The following is a 13,401-nucleotide window of genomic DNA, read 5'->3' on the forward strand; positions in this document are numbered from 1 at the left end:
TTTTAGCTGGTCGTTTTTTTTACTTTCTCAAGTTCCTTAACGATTTTAATGGCTTGCCAAATTGCCTTCTTATTTGCAGGTGATGTTGCCAATTCATCAATGACTTCTTTCGAAAGGCCACGTGTTTCTCCCTCAAATTGCTCATCAATAATCGTTTGGAAACCGTAGTCTTTCTGACGTAGCACCTGCATTAAATTGTCATTCGTTTGCCATAATAAAGCGAGCAATGACTGTGGTTCATTATCGACTAATGGTGCCGCAACTTTAATCTCTGTCAATAATTTTCGTGACAATCGTCCCCAACCTCTTAAACGTAAATTGGCCAGCTCCGTCACTTGTTTTGCTGTCAGTTGCGGATAAGCTTCCAACTTACGGCGCATTATCTTTTTATCTTCAAAAACGGTTGACCAGTAGATGATTTGTTCCACCATTGCTTGATTCTCTGGCTGATTCACAAATTCAGCACCTAAAATAGACTGTAAACGGTGGTAAGCCGTTAATGATGTCGCAAATTCAGTTTCTTTTTGCGTGCCTTGAATTGTTGCTACCGTAAGATGCTCATGCTCCGCCAACCATTTTTTTAATTGTTTATGGGTCACTTTTTGCTTATGCATAAAGAGGCATTCATAAATGCGCTGTTTTAAAGCAACATCAAGTGGTCGATTATCTAAGCGGATTTTATTCAACTCATTTAAAACTTCAAATTTGGCGTAAACCAAGGAGTTCTTTGGCAAGACGTCTTCGTGTAATAAATAGGTGCATTTATTTGTCATGCGTTTAATGAAAGCTTCCGATGACGCATCAATATCAACCATTTCTTCAAAGTTAAACGGTGTGATTTTACCGACTTGTTTACGAATCATCCATGCAAATTGACTATCTTTTTCATCCGCTAGTGGACCGACATAATAAGGAATTCTAAAAGTCAGTAACTTTTGAATGTTAGCTGCTTGCTCTCGTAAAAACGGATAAAATTGGCCTTGATTTTCTAGTATGGCTAACAATTCTTGCTGATGGACTTGAAAAGGAATCGCACCATTGCCGCGATGACGTTGAACTTCCATAAAGTCATCTACATCGATATCAGCGAGGAGTTGTTGAGCAACATCATTTCCCGCGAAGCGATTGTGTTCGAGTAAACCTTTGGCTCTTTTTAAGAAATCTTCTTTTAAATTCGTATTTTTGATATAATTCGCATAGCTCGTTTCAAATAGTTGACGCTCTTTCATGGTGACATCGTCTTGGCGTAGAAGCGTTTTAACTGCTGCCAAATCGGCAGCATGTTTATGATAGGTAGCGACTTTAGCTGCACTCACATTGTTTTTGCCTTTCATAATCTCATGTAAAACAATACTACTATAAATGTATTGCGCCTTCTCAACGATACTAAACTGTTCTTCATCCAATACATCATTAAGCTCTGCTAATTTAACATCAATGTCCTCAGCAGCCATGGTAACATCTTTGCCTACTTCAAGAAAACTGTCGTTATCAAATAAGATAGCGATATTAGCTTTTAATCCAACAATGAGATTAAACAGCTGTGTGAGACGTTTCTTGGATTCTTTAATGGCTCCAGTTAACGACACGCAGTCTCTCACCTTAGTACTTTTATTTCGCTGATTATCTGTTAAAATTGCTGAAAGACTCGCAATATTGACGTCATCGAGCAAATAATTATCAATCAAGCGGAATTTCGCTTGTAGGTCTCGCAAATCATCACCCACTTGACTACCCTTCATTGTAAATGTTTGTTGTTCATAAACAAAATGACCTCGGTATTTGATAATATGATGTAATGCAAGGTAAATCTCACGGATATCTGCCGCTTCAGTAGTAGTCATTAAATGTTGGCGCAAATGATAAATAGTCGGGAATTTTTGATAATAATCGACATCACTATAAGATTCATCTTGAAAAAGGAGCGATCCCTTATATGTTTTTTGATTGTCTTTAGGTGATAAAAAGGCTTCTTTTAGACGAATAAAGAAAGATGGATCTGTTTGTAAAATGTCTGCTTCGAATAAATCTTCTAATAATTGCAAACGGAATTTACGATGACGTAAACGGCGACGTGTACTTCTATAGCCACGTCGTTCGGCAGCGGCTTGCCCTTCTTCGAACAATGACACACCCCATAAATTCTTTTTCTTAGCCTGTAGTAACTCGTTATCGTTACTAGCCGTTACTGCCCACCCAACACTGGCAACGCCAATATCCAATCCGATATTATAGTCTGTATTTTTGTTTTCATTCGTCATTTTCATCCCTCTTTCAGTTAGTATGTTGACATTTTGTCAGCCTCGTTATACAATTAACTTGTATCATTCATTCAATTGATACCATTCAATTTAACACAGCGAGTTAAAATAAACATTTTTGTTTAGCGTCTTTCATTAGATGACCTGCCATCAGGTCTTTTTTTTTTGCGTTTTTTTTAGTAAGCCCTTACATTTTTATCATACCGCGACTTTCGCTTACTGTCACCATTTTTTCATGTAATATATTGTTGATTAAATAAAAAAGAGACTTCATCTCTAAAATTGCAGACAAAGTCCATCAATTTGTATTTTCTTTGTTTTTCACCGATTCAATCAATTAATGCTGTTTTCATCAAACGTTTTATTTCCGAAGACTCTATTCCGGTTAACACACTTATCTCTTCATTTGACATTCCCTTCGTGCGCATTCGGTGGATTATTTTCATTTGATTCTGTCTTTCTCCTCTTTCAATTCCTCTTTCAATTCCTCTTTCTTCTGCATCTGCCATAAAGGCCTCTTGAATATCTCGTGCTTTTTGTGTTGCATCTACCATCGTTCGCTCCTCCTTCGATAGGTTTTGATACTGTGCTAAATGACAAGCCTGCTGTAAATAAGGCGGTGCCTGCTTAGAAACAACGCCCGTTTTAAAATAGCGTCTCCACTCATTAATGACCGAACGCTGATGTGGTTGTCGCTTTGCTAATTCAAAAAAAGTTAGCGCTATTGGCGGCTGCGCCCCGGACCTTTGGTATGGCAAATTAGCCGCTTTATTATATAACTCAAAGTGCTGGAGTACGCCTTCACTTTGAGGAAACAAAATAAAATCAATGATGTTGATGCCAAAAACAGGTGTTAAGCTACGGTATTTATTACCCACTGTTTGTTTACTGTAATTGGCAATGTAGGTTTCGAGCGCATAATAAAGCACTCTTTCTTTGAAAAACTGATGTTGCTGTAACTGCACTTCAATCGTGACCACACTGCCATCACTTAGTTCCGCTTTAAGATCAACCTCGGTGTCTTGAAGCTTATGTGTGGCGTGATCCTTATAAAAAGTATCAATGGCATACGGTGTCGTAATCGTTACGGTCTCAATCGGCAGACCAAGGACATCAGTTATCAAGCCTTTTAAAACGTTTTCATTTCCTGACGATGCAAACACCTTCTTGAATAATAAGTCGTTCGTCGGTAAGTATTGCTTGGGTATCAAGCCCTCACTCCCTTCCTCAAACGGTTATTGCCCTTCTTATTTCACCGTAACATTTTTTGAATCAAGGCTCAACTGATTTGATGCTCCACAAAAAAGCATCGCCCAAACTGCGGGCGATGCTTGCTTCACTTGACTATTAACTCGTTATCTTTTCGCTAACCGCGCTCGCAAGGCTGGATCACTAGCATAAATATATAAGCCATGAATCCCCCGCTTCATTAAAACGTTAATTGAATTAAGGATGATTTGTTCTTTAATCGCTTCGACATCGGCAAATCCTTCTTTACCACTAAAGGCACCTGTATCAGCATAATGAGCCGTGATGATTTTTAGAGCGCCTGTTTCTTCATCATATGAAACAGACGGACCTAAAATAACGCCGACATAGTTCAAATCAAAGCCTTGAACTGTATAAATAGAGCCCACTTCATTAATCGATGTGTTTCTTTCGGCCCAGGTTTCTTTATCGACGATGTTCCATGGTAATTTAAAGGCACCTTCTTCAACGTAATAGGTTGCACCATCTTTTTTATGTTGATAATCAAACGTAGAAACCATTCGAGCTAAACCACCGGCTCCATTTTTTTCTTTGATTCGTTCAAACAGCTGCTGTGCATCATTAAATACTTTGAAGTCAAAATTTTCATCAGTTGGTAATGGCAATATTTCACGCTTAACAAAGGCATCAATCCAATTTATAACAGTATCATTTGCCTTCATCCGAAATTGATTTTTCAAGACATACGGGGCTTCAGTCGTATAATCAACGTTCAACTGAGCTAACTTTGTATCATCCCAATAGCTTTTTAATTTAAGTACTTGTTTATCGTCATAGACAACGATGGTAATTTTACTATGTTTGATTATTTCTTCTAATTGATTTTGTTCTTGAAAGCCATTAAAACGGTCCGGCCGCGATAACAGTAAATGGGCTTCATCAACTAGGACAATATCAGCCTTAGTTTGATGCTGTTTCATTTCATTAATAAAGGTCGTTGGTTTTTTGAAATTGTTTTTCTTTAAACTCTTTACTTGGGAGGCGATTTTCAAGTAGGTCTTTAACATCTCCCCATGATTAACGAGTAACCGGTTAGTCGTCTGATAAAGGGGTGAATTTTTTGTTTGTGACAACTCTTGCAATTGGTTAAAAACGGCACTTAAAATAATACTTTTTCCAACACCCGCTTCACCTTTAATAAAAAACACAAACGGTTTAGCATCATTAATATGCGTTTCACAGCGTTCAATAATAGTCGTTTTTAATTCGAGTTGCTCGGTTGAGAGTTGTTTAAACGGTGATAACTTATAAATATCTTTATTTTCAATTTGATCGGCACTATGATTTACAAAACCGGCCTGTAATAATTTGCGCCAAATATCACTAAAAACAATATCATCAAAAAAATTTTTATTGTAGTAATTATGGGTGACACTCTGAGCCGTTTGACTTTTATTTTGCAGGAGGTACTTTTCATCCGCTAAGAAATAATTAATTAGCTTCGTTTCGATATTATAAGTAGCAGATTGATTAAAGGCTTGATGACTGAGAACACGGACATCGACTAACTGTTTACGCGCAGGGTTTTTCAAATGCTGTTTAATCCGATTTTTAAGGGCGACTGTTTCTCCGATGTACACTTCTTTTTGGTTATTCAGTAAATAAACGGTGGGATAATCGACTATCAATTCATCCGAAATCGTCGCTAAGGCCGTTTCTTGAAATGAAAACTGTTTGATTTGCACTTCTGTCATGCTCGTTCACCTCATTTTAGTAGATAACTTAAGTATAACGGTTGTTTCAAACGTTGCCTAGTCCACCACGACTTTTTAACCGCTAGTTACTCGCCTCCAATCGACATAAACAGGTATACTAATGGATGGAAGGAGGTGATAAAAATATTCCATGTTGCCCTTTATGCCACTCATTTGACAACCTCTCTCACGATTGAAACGATGCTTCAACAATGCTCGCACAAGACCTTTACTATCCACAGTTATAACAAAGCCGCTAAACTACGTAAACACCTCACAACAACTCGTTTTGATTGTTTCATTATCGTAACCACTGAACAACTCCCTCAGACACACGCCTTAGTAACAACCATTCGATCCCATGATCAGACCGTTCCGGTTCTCTTTGTCGTCTCTTCAGTCCATCAATTACCAACATTACTCTCTTTTCAGCCGTTCGATTGCCTCTTAACTCCTTTAACAACGGTTCCTTTTGTTGCAGTTATTAAGCGCCTGCTCCACTTTTTAAATCAGTCCGAACGCTACTTTCGTTTCAACGAGCACCATGTACAGCAACGACTGCCCTTATCCGATATTCTTTATTTCGAAAAAAACCGTCGTTTAGTCATCATTGTGACGGATAGTGAGAGCTACTCGACCTATTTAACAACGGCCGCAGTCAAGCAACAGCTTGACAATCAGTTTGTTCAAATTCATCGGTCGTATATAATTAATAGTCGCTCTGTGTTGACCTATAATGCGACAACGGTCACCCTCAAAGATGCTCATCATGAAAAAATCAGCTTACCGCTTGGTCGCACCTTCAAACAGCACGCATTGCAACAGTTAAGGCACCAACGGTTTTAAAAAACAAAAAAAACACACCTTTGTATGGAGAGAAGGTGTGTTACATATGCATATGAAGAGTGTTAATACGGGAGTTGCCAATACTAATTAGTGTCGCACCACAGCTGTGCAAAAACCACTACGAGCTTACCGTTAAACAGAAGGCGATGATGAGTGCAATGCCGAAAAATTAGCTCGTGGCGATTGCGGTTACATTCGCAAACGCAAAGATGGCGAGAATGAGGTGTGGCATAAATGCAACAGTCATCACTTGCAACAGTTTTATCGCTAACAGTTCTAAGATAGTTGTGGCCAACGTTCCAGCGAAAAACCGGGCAGTGATAGTCAACAGCTGACTGTTAATTGGGAACATTTTTTTTTCGTGACACAGGTCATAAAAAAATGTGTGTACGTGCGGTTCCAACATAGTGGCTCACCAATTCCTTGCGAGCAATTACCGCACCATAAACAGCGACAAATGCTATAGTAATCGTTGTTGCCAACGAAAAAACACCTCGAAATGCGTTTGAATTGAATCGGTTCGTTCATAAAAACCAACCACGGCAAAAAAGCGAAAAAAGCGAGGGACAGCCGGCACTCATCAGGCTAACGCTCAACAAATGATGCCGAATCAGACGGTATTCACAGCGAACGATACTCAATCGAGTGACGCTTCGTTGCATCGTAATACCCCATTCTTCCCGTCGGATACGTGTCACGAATATCGGTCAGTGAACGATTTGCTGATACATGCCCACAAAAAAAACTGCTGGAGTTCGGCCTAGGCATGACTACTGACAAGTGTTAGGTGTGACCGGGCTGTTTGGTTGATTCGCCTAATTAACAACAGACTGCCATCCGGATTAAGGCCATTAAATGGTTCATCAAACATGAGTAATTTGCTTGAGTAAAGTTGTTTTTTCTGCCCCGTTAACGCTAACACTTCACCGGCTTCAAAGGAGATACGCAGCTGATTATTTGTTAGTGTTTTTGCATCTGCGTATTGCTTAGAAATGTTTTTAAGGGTTAATGTTTGTATCATTTCGCCTCCCTTGTTTATCATACTGACGTCTGACATATTTACTAATAAAATAGGCAAGCAGGATTACACCTGCCAGCATCACACTAATCCAGGAGTTGGCACTCCCGGTCGTTTTTTGATTCAATTGATTGGCCGCGGCTGCTGTCAATTCAAATGTTTCATTAAACTGCCATTCCCCCTTCGTTCGATGTGTCACTGTGAGGTCAACCTGATAGCGTCCTGGTCGATAACGGCCATTGAGTTTAATCGGGTATTGCATCGCTGTTTCTGGTGTCAAATCCCATTGGCTCGTTTGACTATCCATCCGATCACCCTGTTTGTTTTTTATCACTGCTGCAAACGTTACCTCTTTTAAAAAATTAGCGTCTTGATTAACAAGGGTTAGATCAACTGATCCTCGGTTATTTTTCAAGGGTGTAACAGTTACATCTGTTACAGCCAATTGTGGCACTGGTCGGTGGTCATCGTTCCCCCTAATAATCAGCGGTAAATTGTATGAGACGCTATGACTAATCCCCTCGCTTCGTGTCTCCGCTTGCTTAGCAACATGAATGCCACCCATGAGAATACCATTAAAATCAGCCGCACCGAAGCTGATTTTCCCCATTACTGCAACACTGCTTTTCCCTTCAACGACGACGGTTTCAGGTAGCTTAATCAAATCCGTTAACTTGTAACGTGTTTGCGCAGCTTCTGGACGACTATCAGCATAATCAATGACACCATTCCGATTCGTACGTGCCTTATTTAGTTGTAGCGTATAAGTCGTTTTGACGTTTGTTTTATTGGTAATGCGGACACCAAACTCAGCTGTTTGCTTTGGTGTCCAACGAATATCAAAAAAATGTTCGACCCCTTCCGTTTGATATGCTGGTAATAAGGGACTAACCGCATACTCTCCGACTTGTTCTGCCCTCACTGCTGTTGTCTTAAAAAAGAAGAGCTAACAGCAACACGACTGTTAACCCCGTTAGTATTTTTTTCATTTGTAACTCCTTCCAAACCGCTGCCACTATTTTGCGCCTATTCTGCAATATCTTTCGTTGTTGCATTTGTTAGCTGCCATTTAACAAGTGTTTGGAAAACCTTTGTTTCATTCACGTTTGTGTAAACGAGTTGAGCTCCCACTTTTTCTTTGTTTTCACCAATGATGTTTGTTGGTTTTGACAACACAGTCACTGCTGTTTCGGACAGTTCAACACCGCCTACTTTTAATGATCGTTTGGCATCGGTATCCCCGAGTTGGGCAGTCAGTGTAAATCCTGTCGTTGTTCCAGTGAAATCGGTCACCGTAAAGGCAATATCTTTCGTTCCAAAATCGATTTTATCACCGAGTGGCTGTGTTCCAAAATCTGTTTTTTCATCCATCGCCAGTATTAAATCGCCTTTAGTCACCTGAGCATCAATTGTTGTGTTGCCCGTTAAAACATCATCTGCGTGTACGTTAACTGCACCTGCTGTCATCAGCGTAAGCAGTGCTAATGAGCCTATTAGTGGATAAAACGCTTGTTTAGTTGTCATTGTCAACACTCCTATTCCGTAATATTTGTAATGACTTGCGGTTGTAGTTGCCATTGTAGTTGTGTTAAATATGTTCCGGCACTTGCCTCTGAAAAGACAGTTACACTTGTAACCAATGTGAGGACTTCTTTCACTGTTGGTCGTACTTGATCATACACAAGTGTATTTACATGTGAAATTGGTTGTTCATTAATAGTTACTTGAAAAGGCTGCCGTTCAGTCGGTATCGACAACTCTTTAACTAACAACTGCCAGCCAGATTTAATGCCGCGATAATCCGTCACAGTCGTTGTGATGGCTTGTGGTCTAACTGTTTGTTGGTTGCCGTTTAACGTCAATTCAAACGGAACATCATTCGGTTGCGACAGGCTAAATTCTCCCGGGCTAGTTGCTGCTTGAATCCGTGTCGAATCAGACACTGAAGCGGTTAGTGGATAAGCACTTAGCACTATCATTAAAGCTGTTACTACTCCGATTTCAAGTTGATGCCGTTGCTTGTTTGAGATGCACACAACGATGCAAACGGCCGCGATGAAACATAGTAACGGTTGCCAACCCAACGTGATGTCACCTAAGGCTGGCAACTGATCAAGCTCAATTTCTGCAGGATGTAACACGAGTAGCACCTCTGATTGGTGGGCACTGCCTTTGAGAGCGGTTGCCAAAATAAATATACCGCTTATTATTGGTAGCTTGAACATGTGTCGTTTCAAGAAAGTCATTACTCTGTCACCGCCCTAATTGAAGGACTGAGCATCCACTCAATTACACCTGAATCTGTCCGTAATTGCGTGGTTGCTTGATAGTTCACATAAACAAAATCAACTGTAGCTAATTGATCACTTACGACTTGCGAGCCTCGGCCGTCACTAATTAACACTGCACCATCCGCGAATGATTGATCACGGATAAATAAATAACGCTCGAATTGAGTTGCATTTACTAAAGCGGCTTGTAATTGCCAGCCTTTATCACCTTCGTCACTCACAGCTACTTTATTTTCTTTTTTCCAATATAGGTTCGTCATCGTTTCTCCTAAGTTAACATTGCCAAAAGCTTGTGACGGAGCCACTGTTAATATGAGATCACGTTCTTTTACCTTCACCTCGACAGCTTTTATCACAAGCTGACCACTCATATTTGTCAAACCATAATAGACCTGATACGTCCCGGCACGTGACATATCAACCGGTTTCTGATCATTCATCCAACTCATCTCAGCTGCAAAAGCTAATGCTCGATTATCTTCATCGGTCGCACTTACAAAGCCTTTAATCGCTTCATACGTTTCGCCAACATAATAGCTCGTATTTTTCGCTTCAATCGCTGTATAGTCTTTTTTAATCGTGATTGTTTTAGGATCGCTGTACACCCATTTAGAGGTTGCATCCTGAATTACAATCCGCACTTGATGACTGCCAGGTTGTGTCGTATCGAGTTCTTTTGTCAGCACATTATTGATGTAGTAATAGTTGATGCCTTCTGCTTTTAATGGTGTGCCATCTTTATTCGTGACTGTGTCAAACGGTGCATTCGCATCGAACGATTGACCTTGGTACAGCTCAATATCTTTTAAAACCGCCGTTGTTTGATCCGGCTTAACCGTTACCCTGGCTGTTTCACTATAACGCCAAGCATTCGTAGCATCTTGAATCACAATGCGAACATCATGTTTACCAGGAACAGATGTATCGATTTCTTTCGTCAGTTGATTGTTGACATAGTAATAGTGAATATTTTCCGCTTTAAGTGGTTCACCATCTTTATTCGTTACATTAAGAAACGGCGCATTCGCATTATATGCTTGGCCTTGATACAGTGAAACATCTTGTAATAGAACCGCTGTTTGGTCAGCGATGATGTCAACAAAATAAACCTTGGTGTATTCTTTTGGAACGCCTTGGTACAGGTAATGATACGTTAATACTTGCCGGTATTTCCCTGGTTTACTCGTATTTATTGTACCGCTAATCGTCATCGTTTTTGAATCCCAATGAAGCGGCTTATTGTGTATATCAAACCCTCGCACATAATTGTCTTTTGGGTTATACGTTTGCTTTTGGTAGAGGGTTGTGTTCGTCGTTGTAATCAAAGGGGAACGTTGGACATTGATCGCATAAGTTTTTGACGCATTATACGACCAGTTCAAAAGAAAATATTGTAATATCGGGCTGTTGATTTGAAAGAAGGTTGTTTGCCAACTGAGGTCAGTCGGTATGTTTAGATGTGATGCCGTACTTGCGCGCATGCGTTCAATTTCAAGATTAAAACGAGCTTTATTTCCTAACAAACCGATGTTAGGCGCCTTTATTCGTGCCCCTTCTTCGGTTGGAAACTCCACCGATACCACTCTCACATCGTAAACGACCTTATCATGGTTAAAGGTAAATTCAACATTATTATGATAAGGAATTATCGTTGGAAAATACCGAAAGCCATAAAATAATAAATGCCACTCGTGCGAGATTGTCGCATGCACCGGTAATTCGACATATGCCTCCAGGATATCACCAACCGCAGGACCTAACACCTTATCAGCTGCTTCAATTACTAAATCTGTTGCATACGCTGCATCTAATTGCGGTTTTAAATGCTCAATAAAAGCAGCCTTTGTTAGTTCGGTTTCTTCAATTAATTCAATCAGTGCTTTCGGCTGCGCGGGCTGTGCAACACTTGTTGTTTTTGCTTGATCGACAGTAACAAGCTCGTCAGAATAAGTTGGTGTCAGGTCCTTTGCAGTGATGGGAACAGCTAATAACAGCATTAAAAACAGAGAGCTTAGCAATATCATCAGTGATTTCATTCCCATTCCCCCTTGTAGTAATCGCACCTTTCCTTATCATCATATACACACAATTGCTGTAATGGGCTCAAAATGTAACGAACAACATATACAATGTAACAAAAAACAAATATTCCACATCAACCGCCTTTTCGTGGTTTACATAATATTATTATGAAAGCTTTATTAATTCCGCAAAAAAAATATTCGCTCCCAAAACTTCATTTATTTTCGCTCATATTTTTGTTAATACGCTATTCACTTTAACTATCGTCTCAATCAAGCTCAACGTTCACTCCCTTTTTGAACGACAAAAAAGCAGCCATCCGCTGTTGCATAGCTGCTCTATCATCACTTCAGTTAAATCATAATAGTAAAGTTACCATTGAATACTTAGTGTATTTGAGCGAAGATCTAAAGTCATCTCGCCCCCAATATAAAACGGTACAGACGGTTCGGTATGTGATACATCCACATTTGTAATAACTAACGGTAGACGTTGACACCTTAGTTCTTCTTTAAAGATGCGTTCCAACACCGTCACCTCATTCAATTGGCTTCTCGGTTCAAACGTACCGATAACAAGCGCACGTGCCTGCTCAATATTGGTCGTCATCAATAAATGTTTCAAATCCATCATGAATTTAGCAGGCAAACTATTCGAGATTCCTTCCAGTACAACCACTTTATCCTCAAAATCAAGTGGAATAGACGTCCCGATTAAGGTGTTCAGACTCTCGAGATTCCCACCCACAGCAGTGCCACTTATTTGAGCGATGTTCGGGTTCCCAATCACACCCCACGGCAATGCTAGATGTTGTTCTTGTAGATGATCCTCGATGTACCAAAACCCATCATTAAAACTAGCTGCTTTTGAAAAAGTTAATGATTCTTGGCGTAAAGCGGCGATAAATTGGTCAGTCTGTGCTTTTGAATAATTTTGGTTACTGAATTTTGCAAAATCAATGCCATAAATCGATTTGATACCATGCAAGAAAAACAGGCCATTCAATAAACAGGTTAAATCACTTTTACCACATAAGCACTTATCGGTAGCTTTATCAAAATGAAGCAACTCATCTAACAGGAGATTGCTTGTGTAACCACCATAAAGTGACATCAAGATTGTCGTGTCTTTTTCCTGATTGAATTGGCGCAGCAGATTACGGTTACTTTCCTGTGTTATCACACCTAAATCAGTTGCTTTAAAGAGGTCTCGTTGTGGGATATTTACTTCAAAACCACCTTCATTTAATACTTCAAGCGCTTGGATAATAGCTGTTGTGCTAAGCGCTGCCCCCGTGTTTGCTGGACTCCACAATGTAATATGCTTCATTTATGTTCCCCTCACCTTTCTAGTATCAATTATACGCCTCGTACACGTAAAGATTAACACAGCTGTTGTTAAAAGAACACACATAAACACTTTAAATATATTTAAGGATAAAAAAAACAAAAAACGCCAGCTAAGCTGGCGTCAGATTGTAGATAAAGTCAAATTAAACTGCTTTTTTTCGAATTCGCTGACAGTGACTTTGTTTTCGCGATAATAAGGCCGAAGCTAAAAATTAACGATTGTTTGAATTTAAACTTTTTAAATAACTGTACACCATTTCAGCTTTTTTTTGCGCCTGTGTTCAAGCTTAGTTGGTGGACTTGATGATTGCCTTCATAAATACCAATCTCATGATGATGGCTAAAAAAAGCAAACGGCTTTGAGCCGAATTTTCGTTTCAGTGCTGGCGCTTGATAGTCTAGTCCTTTTAGAGCAATCGTTTTATAGGTTACTCCAAAAAAACGATAGGCCAGCTGGTCCGGATAAATCGTTATATTCGCACCTAAACGATAAAGTTGCCATGCGAAAATAATGGCCGTAACAATCTTAAAACCACGACTTATTTCAGCCGGATTCAAATTAGTATAACTAACAAAAAAAACAAATAGTAGCAACGCAATTTGAATGTATTTTTGCTTACCGTATCGATATAATGTCATAAATCCTCCTAT

12 protein-coding genes are annotated in these 13,401 nt (G+C 39.7%); 1 reads left to right on the forward strand and 11 read right to left on the reverse strand.

Features of this window, described 5'->3' with window-relative positions:
• Positions 1-2: 2 nt before the first annotated feature.
• The 3 genes from cas9 to BCAMP_RS03555 all read right to left on the reverse strand — a co-directional run bounded on the left by cas9 (position 3) and on the right by BCAMP_RS03555 (position 5,224).
• Positions 3-2,261, reverse strand: coding sequence for a type II CRISPR RNA-guided endonuclease Cas9 (cas9, locus tag BCAMP_RS03545; RefSeq protein ID WP_035313733.1), 2,259 nt, complete (start codon positions 2,259-2,261; stop codon positions 3-5).
• 329 nt (positions 2,262-2,590) lie between these two features.
• Positions 2,591-3,472 carry an Rpn family recombination-promoting nuclease/putative transposase gene (locus tag BCAMP_RS12480; RefSeq protein ID WP_051456866.1) on the reverse strand — a complete coding sequence of 294 codons (882 nt, stop codon included), beginning with the start codon at positions 3,470-3,472 and terminating at the stop codon, positions 2,591-2,593.
• Between the two features lie 144 nt (positions 3,473-3,616).
• Entirely contained in the window at positions 3,617-5,224 is a 1,608-nt protein-coding gene (locus BCAMP_RS03555; RefSeq protein ID WP_035313734.1) for a DUF2075 domain-containing protein, read from the reverse strand.
• Positions 5,225-5,359: 135 nt separating this feature from the next.
• Here BCAMP_RS03555 and BCAMP_RS03560 point away from each other — a divergent pair, with 135 nt between their 5' ends.
• Positions 5,360-6,070 carry a LytR/AlgR family response regulator transcription factor gene (locus BCAMP_RS03560; RefSeq protein WP_035313735.1) on the forward strand — a complete coding sequence of 237 codons (711 nt, stop codon included), beginning with the start codon at positions 5,360-5,362 and terminating at the stop codon, positions 6,068-6,070.
• Between the two features lie 169 nt (positions 6,071-6,239).
• Here BCAMP_RS03560 and BCAMP_RS03565 read toward each other — a convergent pair whose 3' ends face one another.
• From BCAMP_RS03565 to BCAMP_RS03600, 8 genes are all read right to left on the reverse strand, one after another.
• Positions 6,240-6,422: a hypothetical protein gene (locus BCAMP_RS03565; RefSeq protein ID WP_198015695.1), complete on the reverse strand. Its 183-nt coding sequence runs from the start codon at positions 6,420-6,422 to the stop codon at positions 6,240-6,242.
• 408 nt (positions 6,423-6,830) lie between these two features.
• Positions 6,831-7,091: a P-loop NTPase family protein gene (locus tag BCAMP_RS03570; protein ID WP_035313738.1), complete on the reverse strand. Its 261-nt coding sequence runs from the start codon at positions 7,089-7,091 to the stop codon at positions 6,831-6,833.
• Complete coding sequence (locus tag BCAMP_RS03575; RefSeq protein WP_051456867.1) at positions 7,069-8,010, reverse strand: DUF916 domain-containing protein; 942 nt, start codon at positions 8,008-8,010, stop codon at positions 7,069-7,071. Before BCAMP_RS03575 ends, BCAMP_RS03570 begins: the two co-directional genes overlap by 23 nt.
• A gap of 104 nt (positions 8,011-8,114) precedes the next feature.
• A complete protein-coding gene (locus tag BCAMP_RS03580; RefSeq protein ID WP_035313740.1) occupies positions 8,115-8,612 on the reverse strand; it encodes a hypothetical protein in 498 nt (165 codons plus the stop codon).
• 11 nt (positions 8,613-8,623) lie between these two features.
• Entirely contained in the window at positions 8,624-9,334 is a 711-nt protein-coding gene (locus tag BCAMP_RS12485) for a hypothetical protein (protein ID WP_156921133.1), read from the reverse strand.
• Complete coding sequence (locus BCAMP_RS03590; protein WP_035313741.1) at positions 9,334-11,415, reverse strand: bacterial Ig-like domain-containing protein; 2,082 nt, start codon at positions 11,413-11,415, stop codon at positions 9,334-9,336. Before BCAMP_RS03590 ends, BCAMP_RS12485 begins: the two co-directional genes overlap by 1 nt.
• 358 nt (positions 11,416-11,773) lie before the next feature.
• Positions 11,774-12,730: an LD-carboxypeptidase gene (locus tag BCAMP_RS03595; RefSeq protein WP_035313743.1), complete on the reverse strand. Its 957-nt coding sequence runs from the start codon at positions 12,728-12,730 to the stop codon at positions 11,774-11,776.
• A 278-nt stretch (positions 12,731-13,008) separates the two neighbouring features.
• Positions 13,009-13,389 carry a hypothetical protein gene (locus tag BCAMP_RS03600; RefSeq protein ID WP_035313745.1) on the reverse strand — a complete coding sequence of 127 codons (381 nt, stop codon included), beginning with the start codon at positions 13,387-13,389 and terminating at the stop codon, positions 13,009-13,011.
• Positions 13,390-13,401: the final 12 nt, after the last annotated feature.

It is taken from the genome of Brochothrix campestris FSL F6-1037, from assembly GCF_000525915.1.
GTDB classification, from domain to species: domain Bacteria; phylum Bacillota; class Bacilli; order Lactobacillales; family Listeriaceae; genus Brochothrix; species Brochothrix campestris.

Coding starts and splice junctions, on each gene's coding strand:
- cas9 (WP_035313733.1), bottom strand. CDS start 2,261: ATGACGAATGAAAACAAAAATACAGACTATAATATCGGATTGGATATT.
- BCAMP_RS03555 (WP_035313734.1), bottom strand. CDS start 5,224: ATGACAGAAGTGCAAATCAAACAGTTTTCATTTCAAGAAACGGCCTTA.
- BCAMP_RS03565 (WP_198015695.1), bottom strand. CDS start 6,422: ATGTTCCCAATTAACAGTCAGCTGTTGACTATCACTGCCCGGTTTTTC.
- BCAMP_RS03570 (WP_035313738.1), bottom strand. CDS start 7,091: ATGATACAAACATTAACCCTTAAAAACATTTCTAAGCAATACGCAGAT.
- BCAMP_RS03580 (WP_035313740.1), bottom strand. CDS start 8,612: ATGACAACTAAACAAGCGTTTTATCCACTAATAGGCTCATTAGCACTG.
- BCAMP_RS12485 (WP_156921133.1), bottom strand. CDS start 9,334: ATGACTTTCTTGAAACGACACATGTTCAAGCTACCAATAATAAGCGGT.
- BCAMP_RS03590 (WP_035313741.1), bottom strand. CDS start 11,415: ATGAAATCACTGATGATATTGCTAAGCTCTCTGTTTTTAATGCTGTTA.
- BCAMP_RS03595 (WP_035313743.1), bottom strand. CDS start 12,730: ATGAAGCATATTACATTGTGGAGTCCAGCAAACACGGGGGCAGCGCTT.
- BCAMP_RS03600 (WP_035313745.1), bottom strand. CDS start 13,389: ATGACATTATATCGATACGGTAAGCAAAAATACATTCAAATTGCGTTG.